Source organism: Flavobacterium sp. (assembly GCF_036782315.1).
Classification (GTDB): domain Bacteria; phylum Bacteroidota; class Bacteroidia; order Flavobacteriales; family Flavobacteriaceae; genus Flavobacterium.
Window position 1 is genome coordinate 195,834 of record NZ_DAIPZK010000003.1, and the last position, 23,110, is coordinate 218,943.

Below are 23,110 nucleotides of genomic sequence, written 5' to 3' on the forward strand. Positions count from 1 at the left end.
ATCTATTTCAGAAATTTACTTCGCTTTCGCCATAAATTCTTCCGCTTTTTCTACCATGTTTTTGCTTCCGCAGAAGAATGGAACGCGTTGGTGTAATTCTGTGGGTTGAATTTCCATAATTCTGTTGAAACCGTCTGAAGCTTTTCCGCCTGCTTGTTCGGCTATGAATGCCATTGGATTGCATTCGTATAACAAACGTAATTTTCCATTTGGTGCTTTTGAACTGGTTGGATATAAATAAATTCCGCCTTTAATCATATTTCTATGAAAATCAGAAACCAAACTTCCGATGTAACGAGAAGTATAAGGTCTGTCTCCTTCCTCTAACTGGCAATATTTAATGTAATCTTTCACACCTTGTGGAAAATGAACATAATTTCCTTCGTTAATTGAGTAAATTTTTCCGTCTTCAGAATATTTCATGTTTGGGTGTGACAAATAAAACGTTCCGATTGCTGGGTTTAATGTAAATCCGTTTACGCCATCACCTGTTGTATAAACCAACATCGTTGAAGTTCCATAAATCACATAACCTGCCGCCACTTGATTCACACCTGGTTGTAAAAAATCCTCAATAGTTACCGGAGTTCCAACCGGAGTAATTCTTCTGAAAACAGAGAAAATCGTTCCCACAGAAACGTTCACATCAATATTTGAAGAACCATCCAAAGGATCCATCAAAACCACATATTTATTGTTGTGTGAGTTATCTGAACCTGCAACGGTAATAAAATCATCGTTTTCTTCCGAGGCAATTCCGCATACAATTTCACGATTGATTAAGGTTTGAATGAAAACTTCATTAGCGTAAACGTCTAATTTTTGTTGGTCTTCTCCTTGTATATTTTGTTCTCCAGCTGCACCTACGATATCTACTAATCCAGCTTTGTTTACTTTATAATTTACCACTTTTGCGGCCAATCGGATAGAGTTGATGATTCGAGATAATTCTCCTGTTGAATATTGAAACGAATTTTGGTGTTCAATGATAAATTCGCCTAAGGTTCTATTTCTTTCTTCCATTTCGAAAACGATGTAGTTGTGTTTAAGGCACAAATATCGGTAAATTTGTGAAATCAGAGAATTAATTTGAAAAGATGTTTAACTTAATTTTATTTTTGTAAAAAATTTGAAAAAATGATTATCAGAAAAGCCACTAAAAACGATATGCCTTCGGTTTTAGAATTGATTCAGGAATTAGCCACTTTTGAAAAAGAACCTGATGCTGTTGTAGTTACAGTTGAAGATTTGGTTCGCGATGGTTTTTCGGAAAATCCGCTTTTTCAGTGTTTTGTTGCCGAAGTTAATAATGAGATTATCGGAATGGCTTTGTACTATTATCGTTATTCAACTTGGAAAGGAAAAACCATTCATTTAGAAGATTTAATTGTAAAAGAAAGCAAACGCGGAACAGGTGCTGGATTTGCCCTTTACAAAGAAATTATCAAACAAGGAAAAGCCGAAAATGTCCGCAGAATCGAATGGAACGTTTTAGATTGGAACACACCAGCGATCGATTTCTATGAAAAATCGGGTGCCAAAGTTTTAGGCGATTGGCGTGTGGTGCATATGGATGAAACAGGAATTACTAATTTTTTAAACGAATAAATCATTTTTGGAACACCGATTTTAAAAATTTTAGAATTTCTATAATCTGTGTTCCTAATACAAACACAACTCATTTTTAAGATGAAAATATTCAAATTTGGAGGTGCATCGGTTAAAGATGCCGAAGGCGTAAAAAACGTATTACATGTTTTAAACACTGTTGGACACAATGATGTTTTGTTGGTTATTTCCGCAATGGGAAAAACCACGAATGCATTAGAAGTCGTAATCAAAAACTATTTTGAAAAATCGAAAGAGTTGAATGCTTCGCTTCAGGAAGTTCGAAAGTATCACAACCAAATTTTATTAGACTTATTTGAAGACGAAGATCACGATGTGTTTTATGATGTTAATGCTCATTTTGATGATTTAGAATATTTCATTCGCAGTAATAAATCTCCAAATTACAACTTTGTGTATGACCAAGTGGTAAGCATTGGAGAATTGGTTTCTACTACAATTGTAAGTCATTATTTCAATTCGCAAGGCATGTTAAACCACTGGATTGACGTTCGCCCATTGATTAAAACTGACAACAATTACCGTGACGGACAAGTAGATTGGGAAACTACTCAAAAATTGATTTCAAAAGGGGTAAAAAAGAAAGTTTTAAACATTACACAAGGATTTTTAGGTTCGGACGAGAATAATTTTACGACTACTTTAGGGCGTGAAGGTTCGGATTATACCGCAGCGATTTTTGCGTATTGTTTAGGTGCTGAAAGCGTTACCATTTGGAAAGACGTTCCCGGAGTTTTAAATGCCGATCCAAGATATTTTGAAAATGCGATTTTGTTGAACCAAATATCCTACAGAGAAGCAATTGAGTTAGCTTTTTACGGAGCTTCGGTTATTCATCCAAAAACGTTACAACCTTTACAGAAAAAGGAAATTCCGTTGTATGTAAAATCGTTTGTTAACCCAACCTTACCCGGAACCAGTGTTTCAAAAGGTGCTGATTTAGAACCAAAAACATCTTGTTTTATCGTAAAGAAAAACCAATTGTTATTATCGTTATCGTCTATTGATTTCGATTTTATCATGGAAAATCACATTAGTGAGATTTTTGGCTTGTTCTCAAAATACAAGATTAAAGTGAATTTAATTCAAAATACCGCAATTAGTTTCTCCGTTTGTATTGAAGACAAATACAATACTTTTGAAGAGTTAAGAAAAGTGTTGGCTAAGAAATTCAAAGTTTCCTACAACGAAAATGTATCACTTTATACTATCAGACATTTTGACGAAAACGCTGCAAAAGTAGTAGAAACGAATAAAACGATATTGTTGCGTCAGATTTCGAGAGAAACGATGCAGGTGATCACCAAGGAGTAGTTTTAAAATAAATCACCGCAGATTCGCAGATAATTATTTAAAAAAATCTGCGAATCTGCGGTTCAAATAAAATACTTCCTTTTTTCCAACAATAAATACTACTTTTGAAGATTCGGAGTTATAGTATTTATGCAAAAAATTGTTTTTTTAGTGGTATTACTATTATGTTTTTTGGGCGGTTTTGCTCAGGAAACGTTGCAATCGTATCCTACTAAAAAAATTGCGTTTTCAAAAGACACGATTTCGATTGAAAAATTTAGTTTAAACAATTCCTTTTTTGAAATCAAAGACAAAAATGGAAAAGTGATTGATACAAGTTTTTACAAGGTAAATTTCCAAAAAGGAACGGTAGTTTTCATCAAAGAAATCAATACTTCTGATTCGTTAATCGTACGATATACTAAATTTCCAGACTTTTTAACCAAAACGTATTCCATTTATGATGATGACAGAGTAGTTTCAAACGAAGCAGGAAGATTAGTTGTTTTCAAAAAAGACAAAAACACCAAATTCAAACCTTTCGACGGATTAAATACTTCTGGAAGTATTACACGTGGCGTTACCATTGGAAACAATCAAAACACGGTAGTAAATTCAAATTTAGATTTGCAAATCACAGGAAAAATTTCGGACAAAGTAAGTTTGCGTGCTTCAATTCAAGACAGTAATATTCCTTTGCAAGAAGGCGGTTACTCACAAAAATTAGATGAGTTTGACCAAATCTTCATCGAATTATTCTCTGATAATTGGAACATTCGTGCTGGCGATTTATTTCTGGAAAATCGAAAATCTACTTTCCTAAATTTCAACAAAAAAGTACAAGGTTTAGCTACGCGTTTTACCTTTGGAACTCCTGATAAAAAAACCGAAGTTATTGCTTCAGGAGCATTGGTTCGTGGACAATATGCTCGAAGTACTTTTACAGGACAAGAAGGCAACCAAGGGCCGTATAAATTACGTGGTAATAATAACGAATTGTATGTTTTAGTAATTTCAGGTTCTGAACGCGTTTATGTGAACGGAATTTTGAAAACTCGTGGCGAAAACAATGATTATATCATTGATTACAATGCCGGAGAAATCATTTTTACTTCGTTATTTCCGATTACTTCTGAAATGCGAATCAATGTAGAATATCAATATACCGATAGAAATTTCACCCGATTTATTACATATGGCGGTATTTCGCACGAGCGAGAAAATTGGCAAATTGGAGGTTATGTGTATTCAGAAAGTGATGTAAAAAATCAACCTTTACAACAAAATCTATCTCAAGAACAAGTGGCTATTTTACAAAATGCTGGCGATAATATTTCTTTAATGAATGGTCCTTCAGCGTATTTAGACACCTATTCCGAAAATAAAATTCTGTACAAAAAAGTAACTGTTGGCGGAACAGAAGTTTTTGAATATTCAAACAATCCTGATGACGAATTATATAATGTTCGTTTTTCATTAGTAGGAAACAACCAAGGAAATTACATTTTAGCCAGTAATCAAGCTGTTGGAAAAATTTATGAATATGTAGCACCCATTGGAGGAATTCCACAAGGTAATTACGAACCTATTGTTCGTTTAATTGCACCTACAAAAATTCAAATGGCAACGGTTTTAGGAAAATACAATCCGAGTGAGAAAACACTTTTAGACTTTGAAGTAGCCTTGAGCAACAGTGACCAAAATTTATATTCGAATTTAGACGACAATAACAATAAAGGTTTTGCTGGAAAATTTAATGGCAAACAACGTATTTTTGATAAAAAAACTAAAATTGATGCCTTTGCGAATTATCAATTAACTCAAGAAAATTTCAAACCGATTGAGCGTTTATTTAATATCGAATTTAATCGTGATTGGAATATTACCTCACCTTTAATTGGCAATCAAAGTTTTTTGACTTCAGGATTGGATTTTAATTTCGACAATAAAGGAAAAGCGATTTATCAGTTTGAAAATTTGTTATTTGGTAATTTATTTTCAGGAAATAAACACACAATTTCCGGAAGATATGCAAACAAAAATTGGATGATTTGGAGCCATTCCAGTATTATGAAAAGTGATTCTGAAGTTTCTACTTCTTCTTTTTCTCGTAGTCAAAATCGAACTTCTTATAAATTAGGCAAAAATTGGGTGGGTTCAACGGTGAATTTAGAAGATAATTCCGAAAAGTTAAAAGCGACCAACTCCTTTTCGACCTTGAGTCAACGCTTTTTAGAATATGGCTCGTTTATAGGAAGAGGCGATTCGACAAAGGTTTTTGTGGAATTAGGTTTTTTACAACGTCAAAATGATAGTTTGCAAAACAACCGAATTGAACGTGTAAATCATTCAAATTCGTATTATTTAAAATCGCAATTGATTAAAACCGAAAAAAATAATTTGAATGTATTTTTGAATTATCGCACCTTGAAATATGAAGATTCAAACAAAAATGACGAACCTTCATTGAATTCAAGAATTTTGTATTCAGATCGATATTTTGGACAAATAATTCAAACTACAACTGCATATGAGACTAGTTCGGGAACAATTGCTCAACAAGAGTTTACTTATTTACAAGTAGAACCTGGTTTTGGAATTTATATGTGGAATGATTATAACAGTAATGGAATTCAGGAATTACAAGAATTTGAAATGGCACCCTTTCCTGACTTAGCCAGATATGTTAGAGTATATTTACCCAATCAAATTTTTATTAGAACCCATCAAAATAAATTTTCTCAAACCTTAAATCTTAATTTTTCTGAATGGCAAAACGCCATCGGAATTAAAAAAATAATTTCTCATTTTTATAATCAAACCTCATTTTTAATGGAGCGTAAAATAAAGCGAGATGGTTATAATTTTGATTTGAATCCGTTTTCACAAAAAGAAGAAAATTTGTTTGGCTTGAACACCAATTTTAGAAACAGTTTGTTTTTTAATCGAGGGAAGCAACATCATTCCACAACTTATTCGTTTTTATTGAACGAAAATCAAAATTTACTTTCAGTTGGAAGTATCTCGGCTTTTAATCAATCACATCAATTTCAATATCAACATTTAATTCGCAAAAGTTGGCTCATTAATCTGTCTGGAAACACAACTAGAACCAACTCAAGATTTGAAAATTATGAAAGTCGGAATTATGAAATTAAAAGTTATCAAATAGTGCCAAAAATTGGTTACTTGTTTTCTAAAAATGCGAGTTGGGATGTATTTTATGAATTTCAAAACAAAGAAAATCAAATTGGAGCGTTAGAAATGTTAGTTCAAAATCGCTTTGGAACGTCTTTTACACTAAATGGCACAAAAGGATTTAGTATAAACGGAGAGTTTTCTTACTATAAAAACTCATTTCAAGGCAATAATTTAGCGCCGGTTGCGTTTCAGATGCTTGAAGGTTTACAGCCGGGAAAAAATCAAACTTGGCGATTGCTTTTACAAAAAAATCTTACGCAATATTTAGATGTTAACATCAATTATCAAGGAAGAGATAGTGAAAGTAGCAAAACAATTCATACAGGAAATATTCAATTACGTGCGTTTTTTTAGTTAATATTTAGATAAGTTCTAAATTTCTGATTAATTTTACAAACTTATTATTACCCAATAATCTATTATGTTTAAAAAACTATTTATACCTGTAATTTTATTAGTAAGCTCAATTGGATTTTCTCAATTGAGTAACAAGCATTGGTTACCGCCTTTGCATGCTCGAGACGCTGGAGTTGTAAATGATCATTATGTTTATTTATCAACACCAGAACCAATTCCTTTTCAAGTTACAGTTACTAATGGAGAAGGCACACCTCTTATTGGATCTCCGTTTACTATATCAAAAGGAAATCCTATACGTATAACAATTGGCAATAGTCAGGGATCCAATATGTTTTCCAATTTATCTGATGTGGGAAATGTTAGAAGTAGAAAAGGATTAATCCTAGAAGGACCAAGGGATTTTTATGTTAGTTTTAGAGTGAGATCTCAAAATCATGCAGAAACTTTGGTATCAAAAGGAAGAGCAGGTATTGGAACAAGTTTCAGAGTAGGAAGTTTACCACAAGAATATGATGGAAGTACAAGAAACTTTGTGAGCAGTTTTATGGCAACAGAGGACAATACAACTGTCACAATTTCAGATTATGACAATGATGTAGTTTTCGCCTCGGGATCTGGAAATATTACTGACAATTCTTTAACCTACAATTTAAACGCAGGAGAATCAGTTGTTTTATCTGGTTACACTGATGTTACAGCAAATTTAACAGGTTTTGTTGGGGCTTTGATTAATTCCGACAAACCTATTGCAGTAAATACAGGTAATGCCCTTGCAGGTATGGGTGATCAAACACAAGGACAAGATTTTAATTTTGATCAAATTGTTCCAATTGACCAAGTAGGAAGTGAATATATAGTTGTAAAAGGAAATGGAAGTGATTTAACTGAAAAACCATTAGTAATAGCAACTCAAAACAACACACAAGTATTTGTCAATGGAAGTCCTACTCCAATTACCACCTTAAATGCAGGTGATTATTTTTTAATTCCTACTTCAAATTATCAAGGAATTAACAACCAAAATATGTATATTACTAGTAACAAGCCTATTTACTTGTATCAAATTTTGGCTGGAGATATTAGTGACGCAACTTCAGGATTGAACTTTATTCCTCCTCTAAGTTGTTTTTTTCAAAAAAGTGTTGATTTAATTCCATCTATAAATCTTATTGGAAATACAGAATATTTTGGAGAAATTATTGCTCTTACATATGCATCAGCTACATTAACAGTTAATGGAAATCCAGTTACCCAATCATTTGAACCAGTTATAGGTAATACTCAATGGGTAACTTATACCATTGCAGGAATAACAGGTGATGCTGTGATTCAATCAACAGGTCCATTAGCTGTTGGTGTTTTTGGATATAGCGGTAATGCTGGATATGGTGGTTATTATTCAGGATTTGGAAGCAAACCCCGTGACACACAAGCTGTTGTGTGTTCAAGCGGACCAGTTGACTTACTCGATTTAATAGATGGGAACCCTGAGCCTGGAGGAACTTGGACTCCTGTTTTGTCTAGCGGAACAAATATTTTTAATCCAAATGTAGACCCTCCTGGAATTTACAATTACGTTTATAATGGTGATTGTGAAATAGTAGACGTAGATATTACTGTTACCATTCAGCAAGCTAATTATGCGGGAACAAATACTGCTATAACCATTTGCTCTGATGCTGCAACTTTTGATTTATTTACATTACTTGGTACAGGAGTAACTTTAGGAGGGACTTGGTCACCAGCATTAGCTTCAGGTACAAGTATTTTTAATCCAGCTGTAGATGTTAGCGGTGTATATACTTATACAATTCCTACAACTGGAGCATGTTCAGGTATATCTGCAAGCGTAAATGTTACAAATAATTTAATTCCTTCACTAAGCCCAATCACAAACTATTCGCTTTGTGACAATAATGCTGATGGAAATGACATAAATGGCATGGTTACCTTTAACCTTACATCTAAAACAACTGAAATTTTAAATGGTCAATCAGGAGTGGTTGTTACATATCACAATTTACAAAGTGAAGCAATTGCAGGAACAAATTCAATTACTTCTATTTATTCTGGAAATAGAATTATTTATGTAAGATTAACGAATACAACAACGAATTGTTACAATGTAACATCATTTAACTTAGTTGTAAATCCTTTACCAATTATTGCTTCACCTATTACCTTAAAACAATGTGATATTGATACCGATGCCATTACTTCTTTTAATTTAACAGAAGCTAACACTATAATATCAACTCAACCTAATTTAGTTTTTACTTATTATACTAGCGCAGCAAATGCACTAAGCGGCAATAGCCCTATTACTAATCCTATGCAATATATTTCTGGTAATAACGGAAGAGTATGGGCGAGAATTGTGAATGAGAATGGTTGCTTTAGAACTGCAGAAGTAAATTTAATAGTTTCTACAACTGTAATTAATTTAACTAATCCTTACAGACTTTATGAATGTGATGATTATATTGATGCAACGGATCCAAATGGTGATGGAATAGATTATTTTAATTTAAGCTCAATTGACAATCTTATAACTCAACCTTTTCCTGCAGGGCAGTCGTATACCGTAACCTATTATGAAAATCAAAATGATGCGCTACAAGAAATAAATGCCATCACTGATGTTACGAATTACAGAAATACAACGCCAAACAGCCAAATTATTTGGGTAAGAATTGACAGTAATTTAAACAATGCCTGTGTTGGACTTGGTCCTTATTTAGAATTAATTGTGAATCCACTTCCTATAATAAATTTAGGGATTGATTTTACATTATGTTTAGATCCAAGAACAGGTCTTGGTTCGCAAATTGTAGACGCTACTCCAACTGTGTCAGGCAATTATTCTTATGCATGGACTCCAGCGAATCCTAATGGAAACTCTCCTTTATATGATATTACTGCCGGAGGAACTTATTCTGTGATTGTAACAAATACTGTTACAGGTTGCACGGAAACCGATAGTATTACTGCTACATTTTCGTCTGAGCCAGAATCGGTTTTTGCCACACTAATAACTCCTGCTTTTTCGATTGGATTATCAACTATTGAAGTAACTGCAGTTGGTGGTTATGGAATTTACGAATATAGTTTAGATGGTATTGATTGGCAATCCAGTCCAACTTTTACAGATTTACCTAACGGTAATTATTCAATTTATGTTAGAGACATACAAGGATGCGGGTTATTACAAACTCAAATAATTCAGACCATTACCTATAATAACTATTTTACACCAAACCAAGATGGTTATAACGACACTTGGAACATTTATTTGCCTGTTTCATATGAAGGAGTTATTTACATCTACGATAGATACGGTAAGTTATTGAAACAAATTAGTCCATATGGAGAAGGCTGGGATGGGACATATAATGGAAATCTATTACCTTCTACTGACTATTGGTTTAAAGTAGAATATGTAGAAAACAATCAAAAGAAAGAATTTAAATCGCATTTCAGTTTAAAAAGATAAAATGACATTAGGTTCAATTAAAACAGAAATAGCAAATAATATTGCAAAAGTTACTTTTTCGCACCCAGCGAGTAATTCATTTCCAAGTTCGTTATTACAACAATTAACCGATGAGTTACAATCGCTACATAAAAATGAAGATGTAACAATTATTGTACTTCAAAGTGAAGGAACTGGAGCTTTTTGCGCTGGAGCTTCTTTTGATGAACTTGTTGCTATCTCCAACTACCAAGAAGGAAGTAAATTTTTTTCAGGTTTTGCTAATGTGATTAATGCCATGAGAAAATGTTCTAAATTAATTATTGGAAGAATTCATGGTAAAGCTGTTGGTGGGGGTGTTGGATTAGCAGCTGCTTGTGATTATACTTTTGCAACACAAAAAAGCGATATTAAATTATCTGAAATAGCGATTGGGATTGGTCCATTTGTGATTGAACCTGCGGTAAGTAGAAAAATTGGAAAAACAGCTTTAGCTGAAATGACCTTAACTCCTACTTTATGGAAATCTGCTAATTGGGCTAAAGAAAAAGGATTATTTACCGAAATTTTCGATACTGTTGAAGAATTAGATAATCGTTTAGAAAATTATATAAATGAATTAGCCCAATACAACAAAGAAGCTCTAGCAGATATGAAGGAAGTATTATGGGAAGGCACTGACAATTGGGACAGTTTATTGTATGAAAGAGCAGCAATTTCTGGACGATTAGTCTTGTCTGATTTCACAAAAAAAGCATTAGAAAAATTTAAAAAATGAAAAGCTTAATTCTTTTTTTACAACAAGTAAACATAGAACAAAAATTAAAAAATGCGCCAGATAGTCAATATCAAGTTGGTATTTTAATAGGTTCATTCGTGCCTTTTATTGTCTTGGTCGGATTAGCTTATGCTCTTTACTATAGAGCCAAAAAGAAAGAACAAAATTTAAAATAATAAATCATGTCAAACATAAGAATTACCAAACAATTTAACTTTGAAACTGGTCATGCTTTGTATGGGTACGATGGTAAATGTAAAAATGTTCATGGACATAGTTACAAATTATCTGTAACAGTAATTGGCAAACCTATAGAGGATGTATCCAATGTAAAATTTGGAATGGTAATTGATTTTGGCGACTTAAAAAAAATTGTAAAAGAGCAAATTGTTGATGTTTTTGACCATGCAACAGTTTTTAATAAAAACACCCCACATATCGAGTTAGCTCAAGAATTAAAATCGAGAGGACATGATGTTATTTTAGTAGATTATCAACCTACAAGTGAAAACATGGTAATTGATTTTTCTAATAAAATTAAAAACCTATTACCGGAAAATATAAAACTACATTCGCTTCGCCTTCAAGAAACAGAAACCTCTTTCGCTGAGTGGTATGCAAGCGATAATGAATAAAAAAGAGCTCAATATGAGCTCTTTTTGTTTATTAAAAACGATTATCACCATCTAACATTCTTCCCAAACCTCCAAGCAAACTTCCTTCTTCTCTTCCACTTCCTCCCGCTTTTGGTGCTGATGCAATAATTCTATCTGCTAATCTACTAAATGGTAACGATTGAATGTAAACCGTTCCAGGTCCGCGAAGCGTGGCGAAAAATACACCTTCTCCACCGAAAATGGTATTTCTAATTCCGCCAACAAACTCAATATCGTAATCTACATTTTTTGTAAAACCTACTAAACATCCTGTATCAACACGAAGCAATTCACCTGGTTGTAAATCTTTTCGAGCTAAAGTTCCTCCAGAATGTACAAATGCCATTCCGTCTCCTTCAATTTTTTGCATAATGAAACCTTCGCCACCAAACAAACCTGTACCAATTTTTTTTGTGAATTCAATTCCAACTGAAACACCTTTTGCAGCGCATAAAAATGAGTCTTTTTGACAAATAAATTTACCTCCAAATTGTTGTAAATCGATAGGTACAATTTTTCCTGGATAAGGAGAAGCAAAAGATACTTTTCGTTTCCCAAAATCTTGATTTTGATAAGCCGTCATAAATAAACTTTCGCCCGTTAAAACACGTTTACCAGCAGATAATAATTTTCCAAAAATACCTTGTTGTTGGTCTTGACTTCCATCACCAAAAATAGTTTCCATTTTGATGCCATTTTCCATCATCATAAAACTTCCTGCTTCGGCAACTACTACTTCTTGTGGATCTAATTCAATTTCCACGTATTGCATTTCTTCACCATAAATATGGTAATCAATTTCGTGAGCTCTCATAAATTTAGTTTTCTTAATTAGTCGAAATCATTTTTAAAATGTTACTTTAAAAACAAAAAACCGAAAACAATAAAATGCTTTCGGTTTTGTTTATAATTATTCAGAGAAACTTAATAATCCAATTTTACATAACCAATTTCTCTACTAATTCTAGCTTTTCTTCTGTTGATATAAGACGAAGAATTGGCTGCTTTGTATTTTCTTGGATTAGGAAGAATTGCAGCAATTCCGGCAGCTTCATAACGAGTTAAATTAGCCGCATCTTTTCTATACCAATATTTTGCTGCCGCTTCTGCTCCGTAAACACCATCTCCCATTTCGATACTATTCAAATAGACTTCCATAATCCGTTTTTTACCCCAAATTAGTTCAATCAAAACGGTGTAATACGCTTCTAAACCTTTTCGTACGTAACTTCTGCCTTGCCACAGGAAAACATTTTTTGCTGTTTGTTGAGAAATAGTGCTTCCACCCTTAAGACGTTTCCCTTTTTCATTATTTTCATAAGCTTTCTGCATGGCTTTAAAATCGAAACCCCAATGCTCTAAAAAACGTCCATCTTCACTAGCAATAACAGCTTTTTGAAGGTTTAATGAAATTTCTTCCAATGGAACCCATTCGTGACTACAAACCATATCTTTTCCTGCCGCATTATGTTCTAAAGCGCGAATACCCATCAAAGGCGTAAAAGGAACAGGAACAAATTTAAAAAGCAACACCACTGAAAAACTAATGATATTAAACCATAAAAACAATAACCAAAAGAAACGTAAAATCTTTTGACTTGTGGTTCTTTTTTTAACTGGTGCTTTTGGAGATTTATTTTTTAATGTAGTAGTTTTTTTTGCCATATTATATCAAATCTGCTAATTCTTGTCCAACTAAACTTCCTATGGCAACTCCCATTCCGCCCATACGAACTCCGCAGTAGACATTATTTGAAAGTTGTTCAACTATAGGTTTTTTATGTGTTCCCACACCCATAGTGCCGCTCCATCGATGTTCAATTTCGAACGTTTGATGTGGCAAAATTACTGTTTTTAATAACGCTTCCAATTTATTTTGAATCAATTCTGTGGTATCGTGAGAAGTGGTGGTTTCGCCTTCGAAATCTAAGTTTCTTCCGCCTCCAAAGAGAATTCTGTCGTTGATGTTTCTGAAATAAAAATAGCCTTTATTTAAATGAAAAGTTCCTTTTATATCTAAATTAGGAATTGGTTTTGTAATTAAAACTTGAGCCCGAGCTGGTTTTACTTGATTATTAGTTAATTGTGATGCAAAACCATTTGTAGTGAATAATAATTTATTAGTTTTGAAAGTAATTCCGTTGGTTTCAACCTCAACACCATCATTCAATTCTTGAAAACTTGTTACAGTTTGACTGTTTAAAATCAAGATGTCGTTTTGATGCGCTTTTTTTAGCAACGCTTGCATCATATTTCCGGTATCGATTTGGGCTTCAAAAGGATTGAAAATCAAATTTTCGAAAATTCCTCCAAAATTAAAACGATCGACTTCCTTCGAAAAAACATCGGTTTTGAAAAGTGGTTTAATAATATCATTTATGAACGAAATTTTCTGAATACACTCGTTATAAAACGATTCATCTTCTTTTAGAAACAATTCGTAACCTCCATAAGGTTTTAAATCAATTACTGAATCGCCGAGATTTTTTCGAAGCAATTGCAAACCTGCATATCGTTTTTGAATCAATTGAATTACTTCTTCTTCTGTATGAGTTTTTAAATCGTCTATGATTTCGGAAATACTTCCAAAACAAGCAAAACCAGCATTTTTTGTACTAGCACCTTGTGGCAAAACGCCTTTTTCGAGAATTAAAATTTTTGCTGAAGGGAATCTTTCGCGCAACGCTAATGCGGTATGTAAACCTACAATTCCACTACCAACGATAGTAAAATCAACTTTTGAAAACCAATTTTTTATTTCCCAATAACTGAGTTGCATTATTCTTCTGGATTTGTATTCTTTCTTCTGGATTTAATCGCTTTCATTATAAGCGGAAATGAAGTCACGGCAATTAAAATTAAGATAATGGTTTCAATGTGTTTCTTTAAATCGATACCAAATTCTTCATTGAAAAATCCGTATAAATAATGTCCAGCGAAAACCAAAGTAAACGACCATAACAGAGAACTCAGCACATTGTAAAACATAAATTTACTTTTCTGCATGTGAACAATACCTGCAATAATTGGCACAAAAGTTCTTACAATAGGAAGAAAACGAGCAAAAATAATGGCTTTTCCTCCGTGTTTTTCAAAGAAAGCTTGAGACTCATATAAATATTTTTTCTTGAAAAAGAAACTATCTTCTTTGTTGTATAAAAATTGGCCACTCTTGGCACCAAACCAATATCCGAAGATATTTCCTAAAGTAGCCGCTGAAGCAATTAATAAAGCTAAAATAGTAACATTAGACAAATCGCTTGGAATCATGAAAAAAGTTTCTACCAACTCGCGACTGTAAATTCCAGAAAGAAATAATAAACTATCCCCTGGTAGAAAAAATCCAGCGAACAAACCTGTTTCAGCAAAAACGATAAATAAAACCATGTAGATTCCAATAGGAATGCCTCCGACTTCCATTGTAATGTAGAATTCAGGATTAAAAAGTTTGGTCCAATGGAAATCGTTCATACTAAGCTAGTTTATTTACAGATTTTGCTACAATCATGGAAACAGCTGCGTCACCTGTAACATTAACAGTAGTTCTACACATATCTAAAGGTCGGTCAATGGCAAAAATTAAAGCTAAACCAGCTTCTGGAATTCCAGCTTGCGCCAAAACGATTACTAACATTACCATTCCAGCACCCGGAACAGCAGCACTTCCAATAGAAGCTAAAGTTGCTGTTACAATAATTCCTAATTGAGTAGCCAAGGATAAATCCATACCAAAAGATTGCGCAATAAAAACAGCAGCCACGGCTTGATATAAACTAGTCCCATCCATATTAATAGTAGCTCCAATAGGCAATACAAAACTTGCCACTTCATCATCTACTCCTAAATGATCAACTGTTCTTTCCATGGTAACCGGTAAAGTTGCAGCACTTGAACTAGTTGAGAAAGCTAACAATTGAGCTGGAGAAATTCCGTTGAAGAAAAATTTCGGGCTCTTTTTAGCAAATACTTTTACCAAAACCAGATAAACACAAATTACCAAAAACAATCCAATTAAAACCGTTAATCCATACATTCCTAGTGCTTTAAACAAATCTAAACTTGGTGATTCTGCAACAATAGCGGCTAATAAAGCAAATACTCCAAACGGCGAAAACAACATAATTAAATCAATCATTTTCAAAATGACTTCATTAAAACTATCAAAGAAATCTTTAACAGGTTTTGATTTTTCTTCTGGAATTAAAATCATGGCGACACCAAAAATCACTGCGAAGAAAATAACTTGTAACATATTACCGTTATCAGCTGATGCTTTGATGATATTATCTGGAACGATATCAACTAAAGATTGTAATGGTCCAACTTCTTTTTGTTTTGCTGCTGCTTCAATTTTAGAATTAGCATCAGATGTATAATTGGCTACTAATTCAGTTCTTGTTTGTTCCGAAATATAACTTCCCGGCTTAATAATGTTCACTATTACTAGTCCAATAGAAACGGCTAAAATAGTTGTAAGCACATACATACCGATGGTTCTTCCACCCATTTTAGACAACTTAGAAACATCTTTTAAATCCGAAATACCTTTGATTAAAGAGCCTAAAATCAAGGGAACAGCAATCAATTTTAATAAATTAATGAAAATAGTACCGAAGGGTTTCACCCAATCCACAATAAAATCTTTTCCCCATTCTAATTGAATCAGTAAAAAAGCAAATACAACCCCAAATACCATTCCGAGTAAAATTTGCCAATGTAGCGCCAGTTTTTTCATTATTAACTAAATATTTAAGATTGTGAAAATAGGCATATTTTTTAAAACCTTAAAATGATTAATGTAATATTATTTTATTTTTTTATAAAAAACCAAACAGTACTTTTCCTGTGTTTTTATTTTGTATTTTAACATATGTTCAATTAAAAAGAATAAATATTATTAATAACTCACTTTTTATTGTAATTTTTTTAATATTTACTATTGCAATTTTAAAAAACTTAAATATATTTGTTTCAATTAAAACCCCCAAACTATTTATTATGAAACAAAAATTTCTCTTTATTGCGCTATTAGCCACAACGAGTTTTCTTCAAGCTCAAGACAAAGGAACATTTTGGAAAACCGCTCAAAACAGAAGTAAAGTTGCACTGGAAAGCAAATTAGAACTTCCCGAAAAACAACTTTTAGACCTAGATGTTTCAGCTGCAACAAACTTTTTAAAAAACGCTCCAAATCGTTTTTCAAACCAAAAATCTAGTATAATTTTATCGTTACCAAATGCAGATGGTTCTATGGAGCAATTCAGAATTTATGAAAATTCTAACATGGAACCTGAATTAGCTGCTAGATATCCTGAAATTAAGTCATATATAGGAATTGGAATTGACAATCCAACCGCTAGTGCCTATATCAGCACTTCACCACTTGGATTTAAATCTATGGTATTAAATCCAGGAAAACCAGCTGTTTTTGTTGAACCTTATTCACAAGATTTGCAAACATATACTGTTTACACAAAAGCAGATAAAAGAACGGCATTCACTAAATTTGAATGTTCAGTTTTAGACCGTGTAACGCCTCCAGACAACAATGCTCTACGACCAAATGCCGATGATGGAAGTTTAAGAACTTTCCGTTTGGCAATGTCAGTTACAGGCGAATATACCGCTTATTTTGGAGGAACAAAAGCACAAGCTTTAGCTGCCATCAACAATACGATGACTCGAGTAAATGGTGTTTTTGAGAAAGACTTCAATGTTAGAATGGTTTTAATCTCAAATACTGACTTGGTAATTTATACCAATGCATCAACTGACCCATATTCAGCTTCTAGCTCAATGTCAAATTGGAACCAACAATTACAAACTACTTTAACTAATGTAATTGGAAATGCAAACTACGATGTAGGCCACTTATTTGGTGCAACAGGTGGTGGTGGTAATGCTGGTTGTATTGGTTGTGTTTGTGTAAATCCTACTTCTACAGTTCCTCTAGGAAAAGGAAGTGGTTATACTTCGCCTGCAAACGGTGTTCCTTCTGGTGATGCTTTTGATATTGATTATGTAGCTCATGAATTAGGACACCAATTTGGAGCTAATCATACATTCTCTCATACTAATGAAGGCACTGGAGCTAACATGGAGCCAGGTTCAGGTTCAACTATCATGGGATATGCAGGAATCACAAGTCAAGATGTACAAATGAATTCTGACCCTTATTTCCATGCAATTAGTATTCAACAAGTTACTAATAACATTAAAGCTAAAACGTGTCCAACCATTACGGCTACAGGAAATTCAATTCCTACTGCAAATGCTGGATTAGATTATACCATTCCAAAAAGCACTCCATTTATGTTAACAGGTTCGGGAACCGATGCTAATGGCGATGCTTTGACTTACATTTGGGAACAATTTGACAACGCTTCCTCAACTCAAACTGGAGCAAGTTCTGCTGCAAGCGCAACAAAAACATCTGGACCAACATTCAGATCCTATAGCCCAACTACTTCTCCAGTGCGATATTTCCCAAGAATGCAATCGGTTTTAACAGGTGCTACTACTACATCTGGTTCTGAAATTGTTGTTGAAGCATTACCTTCTGTAGCAAGAACTATGAATTTTAGATTTACAGTTAGAGATAATAGAGCTGGTGGTTCTGCCAATAACAGCGATGATATGATTGTAACAGTTAACGGTACTGCGGGTCCATTTACAGTAACTGCTCCTAATACTGCCGTTTCTTATGTAGGTGGTTCAACACAAACCATCACTTGGAATGTTGCAGGAACAACTGCAAATGGTGTAAATTGTGCTAACGTAGATATTTTAATCTCTACTAATGGAGGTTCTACTTGGTCAACTTTATTAGCTGCAACTCCAAATGATGGAACGCAAGCGGTAACCATTCCAAACACACCTGGAACTCAAAACAGAATTATGATTAAAGGAACCAATCATATCTTCTTTGATGTATCCAATACAAACTTTACCATTACTGCAGATTCAACTGCTGACACAACTGCTCCATCTACACCTACCAACTTAACAGCTTCTGGAACTACTCAAACAAGCACAAACTTATCTTGGACTGCCTCCACAGACAACGTAGCTGTAACTGGATATGATGTATATAGAGGAACTACTTTATTAACAACCGTTACTGGAACAACTTATACTGTTACCGGATTAACTGCTTCTACAGCATACTCTTTTTCAGTAAGAGCTAAAGATGCGGCAGGAAATGTATCTGCAGCTAGCAATACTGTGAATGTAACTACCTTAGCAGCTTCAGACACTACAGCTCCTTCTACTCCCACTTTATCAGCATCTGGAACAACACAAACAAGTACTAATTTATCTTGGACTGCTTCAACAGATAATGTTGGCGTAACAGGATATGATGTTTTTAGAGGAACAACATTACTAACAACAGTAACAGGAACAAGTTATACCGTAACAGGGTTAACCGCTTCAACTGCTTATTCATTCACAGTTAGAGCTAAAGACGCTGCTGGAAATGTATCAGCTTCAAGTAATACTGTTACTATTACAACCTTAGCTAACACAACTGTTACTTATTGTGCTTCTCAAGGAAATAGTACTGCTGATGAGAGAATTGGTCGAGTACAATTTGGAACCATCAATAATGCTTCCACTGGAACTGCTGGTTACGAAAACTTTACATCAATTTCTACAAATGTGGTAAGAGGAACTACAAATACAATTACGATAACTCCAACTTGGACAAGCACTGTGTATAGCGAAGGTTATGCTGTATTTATTGATTATAATAACGATGGTGATTTTATTGATGCTGGAGAAACAGTTTTCACTAGAACAGCTACTACTGCAACACCAGTAAGCGGAAGTTTCACTATTCCTGCAACTACGACATTAGGGGCAAAAAGAATGAGAGTTTCTATGAAATATAACGGTGTACCAACATCTTGTGAAACATTCTCTTACGGACAAGTAGAAGATTATACGATTAATGTAACTTCAACTGCTAGAAAAGTTGAAACCACAACGTTTACTTTCAACTTATATCCAAATCCTGTTAAAGGCGATGTATTAAACATTTCTGACTTAGAAGGCGATGCTTCTTACAGAATCTTTAGTGCTGTTGGTCAAGAATTAGGAAATGGAAAAGTAGAAAACAACATTATCAATGTTGGAAATTTAGCAACTGGAACTTACATGATTGAAGTTACTACCGCTAATGGAACAAACATGAAACGTTTCATCAAACAATAATTCCAATAAAAAGAAATTTCAAAACCGCTCAGTAATGGAGCGGTTTTTTTATGGCTATATTTTTGTATTTTTATGCCATTAATATTTACAACCATGAAAAAATTTGCTTTACTAATTACTTGTATTATGAGTATAACTGTTGCAACTGCACAAAATGTAATGACTCCCGAAACCTTATGGCAATTAGGAAGAGTAACTCCATTAGGAATTTCAAAAGACGGAAAACTATTGATTTACAAAGTGGGAACTCCTTCTATAGAAGAAAATAAAATCAACTCAAAATACTATACGATTCCAGTTCAAGGTGGAAATGCTACTTTGGTGGAAGATTATAAATCATTATTGGCTGATAAAAATGTTTCTCCTGATGGAAAATTTATGCTATCTTCAAAAGAAGTTAAAGTAGAAAAGTTATTAGGAAAAGATCTTTATCCAGAATTATCAAAAACCACAGCTCAAGTGTATACAGGTTTGGATTATCGTCATTGGGACACTTGGAACGATGGAACACACAACCATGTTTTCTATTCAGAAAATAAAAAAGATGCCATTGGAATTGATATTATGCCAAACGAACCTTATGATGCGCCTCAAAAACCCTTTGGTGGTGATGAAGATTACATTTGGTCACCAGATGGAACAAAAATTATCTACGTTTGTAAAAAGAAAGCGGGAACTGCTTATGCAACCAGCACGAACACTGATTTATACGAATACGATTTAGCAACAAAAATCACAAAAAACCTTACTGAAACTAATTTAGGTTACGATACACATCCTATTTTTTCTCCAAAAAGTGATTTGTCTTGGTTGCAAATGAAACGCGATGGTTATGAAGCGGATAAAAATGATATTATTGTTCGTCATAGAGGATTAGATATTAATTTAACTGCGGGTTGGGATGGAACTGTGGATAGTTTCACTTGGAGTAAAGATGGGAAAAAAGTGTATTTTATTGCACCAATTAAAGGAACAAAACAACTTTTTGAAGTCAATTTCCCTGGTTTAACAAAAATTGCAGTTCGTGTAACGCAATTAACCGATGGCGATTTTGATGTGAATGCGATTGTAGGTTTTTCAGGAACTACAGTTTTAGTAACTCGAAATGATATGAACCATGCTCCGGAAGTCTATTCGTATGATTTAGCTAAGAAAACTTGGAAACAAATTACAAAAGTTAATGATGAAGCTTACGCTAAAATTAGTTCTTGTAAAACAGAAAAACGTTGGGTTACGACTACTGATGGTAAAAAGATGTTGGTTTGGGTAATTTTACCTCCAAATTTCGATAAAACTAAAAAATATCCAGCGCTTTTATACTGCCAAGGCGGACCACAAAGCGCGTTGACACAATCGTATTCTTTCCGCTGGAATTTCCAATTAATGGCTTCGCAAGGTTATGTAATTGTGGCACCAAATCGTAGAGGAATGCCCGGACACGGAACGGCTTGGAACGAACAAATTTCAGGCGATTGGGGCGGACAAGTTATGGATGATTACTTAGCCGCAATTGATGATGTAGCAAAAGAATCATACGTAGATAAAACGCGCTTAGGTGCTGTGGGTGCGAGTTACGGGGGTTATTCTGTATTTCAATTGGCTGGAATTCACAAAAATCGTTTCAAAACCTTCATTTCGCACTGTGGTATTTTCAATACGGAAAGTATGTATGGAACTACGGAAGAAGTTTTCTTTACAAATTGGGATTCAGGTGGCGCGTATTGGGAAAAAGACAATGCTACTGCTCAAAAAACATATAACGAATTCAATCCAATTAAGTTAATCAACAACTGGAATACGCCGATTTTAATTATCCAAGGTGGAAAAGATTACCGCGTACCAATTGGACAAGGACAAGAAGCTTTTCAAGCGGCACAATTAAAAGGAATAAAAAGTAAATTCTTGTTGTTTCCAGATGAAAACCATTGGGTATTAAAACCACAAAATGCTTTGGTTTGGCAAAGAGAATTTTTTGGTTGGTTGAAAGAAACGCTTTAAAAGTTCAAGGGCAAGAGCAAGTTCAAAAACAAAATAGAAACTGAAACAATCCCAAAGTTTCAGAAAAGATTTAAAAATTTGAACTTGCTTTTGTAATTATTCTATACATTAATCCACTTCTAATTTTTTACAAACTTAAGATTAACTTCTTGCTCGTTCTCTGAAACTAATTTTGCGATGTATAAATTTTGAGGTAATTTTTCTATATTAATTTGATTGTTTTGAATTTGTTCCCTCATTACTTTTCTACCATCAACAGTATAAATGGTAATATGATTAAAAACAATATCAGATTTTATGTGCAATATATCTTTTACAGGATTTGGATAAAAGCTAGTATTTTGAAGTGCGAAACTCTCATTATCTAACACTATCCCTATTTTAATAGCTTTGGCTTGACTAACACCATTTATTGTTCCAAAACCAACTGCTATATACCCATCATCATCAGTTTTAACAAGGTCATACAAACCACCTTCCGATGAACAGAACTCCCAAATTCTTTGGTGGGAAGCATTAAATCGCTGTAAGTTAAAATTTGTAGCACCTTGAACACAGTTGTCATTAATTACTCCAATTGTATAACCGCCATCAGACTCAACAATTATTGAAGATTCCGTAAACGAGAGAAATCCATCTGTAATAATTTGCTCATTCAATAAATTACCATTTGCATCAGTTACAATTACCCAAACATTTAAGAATCCATTATTATTAGAAACATCGCCATCTGTAGAAATTGATGCCCCAGCAAAAATATAATTTCCCGTAACAAGCTCATTTACCGCCCATACATCTTCATTTTCACTCCCGCCATATTCTTTTTCCCAAACTAAATTTCCTTGAATATCTATTTTCGCCAAGTAAAAATCAGAAGTTCCGTTGTCATATTTTTTATGACCTGCAATTAAAAAATTACCATCTGTGGTTTGGGTTGCTGTTTGTAGTTGAATTGCATCTGAAGAACTTATTTCTCTTTCCCATTCTATTACTTTAGATGCATTAAGTTTTGCTATCCAACCATTTCTTGATATTCCACTTCCAGATGTTGTTTTATGACCTGAAATTAAAAAACCACCATCTTGAGTTGCCACTAATTTTGTGATAAACAAAACATCGGAATGAGGATAACTCCATTGATTTGTTAAAACTCCATTATTATCATATTGGAATAAACCCAAAGAATTAGGAATTGACGGATTGGAATTTTTAACTGAATAAATATTACCATCAGCATGAAGAGTAATATTTTTTGCAGTAATTGTATTTGTATGAATACCCGAAGTTTCCCATATTAACTGATTATCACTTGTCATTTTAATAGTTAACTGTTCTCCAGCATACAAAATAAAATCTCCTTCAAGTGTTTTAAGAATACTACCAAATGCTAATTCTGGATTATCATAGCCTCTTTCCCAAAGCACAACTGGTGTTTGGGAAAAAAGTCGCAAACAACTAATAATAAACAATATCGTCACAAATCTTTTCATCATTCACGTTAATTTTATT

16 protein-coding genes are annotated in these 23,110 nt (G+C 33.6%); 9 read left to right on the forward strand and 7 right to left on the reverse strand.

The window, feature by feature from the left end; all coding sequences use genetic code 11:
* Positions 1-15: 15 nt before the first annotated feature.
* The gene (fbp, locus tag V7P59_RS04545) at positions 16-1,023 is read right to left on the reverse strand and encodes a class 1 fructose-bisphosphatase (protein WP_333808972.1); all 1,008 of its coding nucleotides are present in this window, start codon (positions 1,021-1,023) and stop codon (positions 16-18) included.
* 114 nt (positions 1,024-1,137) lie between these two features.
* Between fbp and V7P59_RS04550 the strand changes: the two genes are divergently transcribed.
* The 7 genes from V7P59_RS04550 to V7P59_RS04580 all read left to right on the forward strand — a co-directional run bounded on the left by V7P59_RS04550 (position 1,138) and on the right by V7P59_RS04580 (position 11,368).
* Complete coding sequence (locus V7P59_RS04550; protein WP_333808973.1) at positions 1,138-1,608, forward strand: GNAT family N-acetyltransferase; 471 nt, start codon at positions 1,138-1,140, stop codon at positions 1,606-1,608.
* Positions 1,609-1,689: 81 nt separating this feature from the next.
* The gene (locus tag V7P59_RS04555) at positions 1,690-2,943 is read left to right on the forward strand and encodes an aspartate kinase (RefSeq protein ID WP_333808974.1); all 1,254 of its coding nucleotides are present in this window, start codon (positions 1,690-1,692) and stop codon (positions 2,941-2,943) included.
* A 129-nt stretch (positions 2,944-3,072) separates the two neighbouring features.
* Positions 3,073-6,477: a hypothetical protein gene (locus V7P59_RS04560; RefSeq protein ID WP_333808975.1), complete on the forward strand. Its 3,405-nt coding sequence runs from the start codon at positions 3,073-3,075 to the stop codon at positions 6,475-6,477.
* A gap of 67 nt (positions 6,478-6,544) precedes the next feature.
* Positions 6,545-9,976, forward strand: coding sequence for a T9SS type B sorting domain-containing protein (locus V7P59_RS04565; protein ID WP_333808976.1), 3,432 nt, complete (start codon positions 6,545-6,547; stop codon positions 9,974-9,976).
* 1 nt (position 9,977) lies between these two features.
* Positions 9,978-10,733, forward strand: coding sequence for an enoyl-CoA hydratase/isomerase family protein (locus tag V7P59_RS04570; protein WP_333808977.1), 756 nt, complete (start codon positions 9,978-9,980; stop codon positions 10,731-10,733).
* Positions 10,730-10,909 carry a hypothetical protein gene (locus V7P59_RS04575; protein ID WP_333808978.1) on the forward strand — a complete coding sequence of 60 codons (180 nt, stop codon included), beginning with the start codon at positions 10,730-10,732 and terminating at the stop codon, positions 10,907-10,909. The genes V7P59_RS04570 and V7P59_RS04575 overlap by 4 nt, the downstream gene beginning before the upstream one ends.
* Before the next feature lie 6 nt (positions 10,910-10,915).
* Positions 10,916-11,368: a 6-pyruvoyl trahydropterin synthase family protein gene (locus V7P59_RS04580; protein WP_333808979.1), complete on the forward strand. Its 453-nt coding sequence runs from the start codon at positions 10,916-10,918 to the stop codon at positions 11,366-11,368.
* A 31-nt stretch (positions 11,369-11,399) separates the two neighbouring features.
* Here V7P59_RS04580 and V7P59_RS04585 read toward each other — a convergent pair whose 3' ends face one another.
* The 5 genes from V7P59_RS04585 to V7P59_RS04605 form a co-directional block, all read right to left on the reverse strand.
* The gene (locus V7P59_RS04585) at positions 11,400-12,203 is read right to left on the reverse strand and encodes a TIGR00266 family protein (protein WP_333808980.1); all 804 of its coding nucleotides are present in this window, start codon (positions 12,201-12,203) and stop codon (positions 11,400-11,402) included.
* Positions 12,204-12,313: 110 nt separating this feature from the next.
* Positions 12,314-13,054 carry a monofunctional biosynthetic peptidoglycan transglycosylase gene (gene mtgA, locus V7P59_RS04590; protein ID WP_333808981.1) on the reverse strand — a complete coding sequence of 247 codons (741 nt, stop codon included), beginning with the start codon at positions 13,052-13,054 and terminating at the stop codon, positions 12,314-12,316.
* Between the two features lies 1 nt (position 13,055).
* A complete protein-coding gene (locus V7P59_RS04595) occupies positions 13,056-14,168 on the reverse strand; it encodes an NAD(P)/FAD-dependent oxidoreductase (protein WP_333808982.1) in 1,113 nt (370 codons plus the stop codon).
* Positions 14,168-14,860, reverse strand: a complete 693-nt coding sequence (locus tag V7P59_RS04600; RefSeq protein WP_333808983.1) for a DedA family protein — start codon at positions 14,858-14,860, stop codon at positions 14,168-14,170. Before V7P59_RS04600 ends, V7P59_RS04595 begins: the two co-directional genes overlap by 1 nt.
* A 1-nt stretch (position 14,861) precedes the next feature.
* Positions 14,862-16,124: a dicarboxylate/amino acid:cation symporter gene (locus V7P59_RS04605; RefSeq protein WP_333808984.1), complete on the reverse strand. Its 1,263-nt coding sequence runs from the start codon at positions 16,122-16,124 to the stop codon at positions 14,862-14,864.
* Between the two features lie 263 nt (positions 16,125-16,387).
* Here V7P59_RS04605 and V7P59_RS04610 point away from each other — a divergent pair, with 263 nt between their 5' ends.
* Positions 16,388-19,603: a reprolysin-like metallopeptidase gene (locus V7P59_RS04610; RefSeq protein WP_333808985.1), complete on the forward strand. Its 3,216-nt coding sequence runs from the start codon at positions 16,388-16,390 to the stop codon at positions 19,601-19,603.
* A gap of 93 nt (positions 19,604-19,696) precedes the next feature.
* On the forward strand, positions 19,697-21,601 hold the full coding sequence (locus V7P59_RS04615) for a S9 family peptidase (protein ID WP_333808986.1): 1,905 nt from the start codon (positions 19,697-19,699) through the stop codon (positions 21,599-21,601).
* A gap of 119 nt (positions 21,602-21,720) precedes the next feature.
* On the opposite strand, the gene V7P59_RS04620 is transcribed toward V7P59_RS04615, so the two are convergent.
* Positions 21,721-23,094, reverse strand: coding sequence for a T9SS type A sorting domain-containing protein (locus V7P59_RS04620; RefSeq protein ID WP_333808987.1), 1,374 nt, complete (start codon positions 23,092-23,094; stop codon positions 21,721-21,723).
* Between the last annotated feature and the right edge of the window lie 16 nt (positions 23,095-23,110).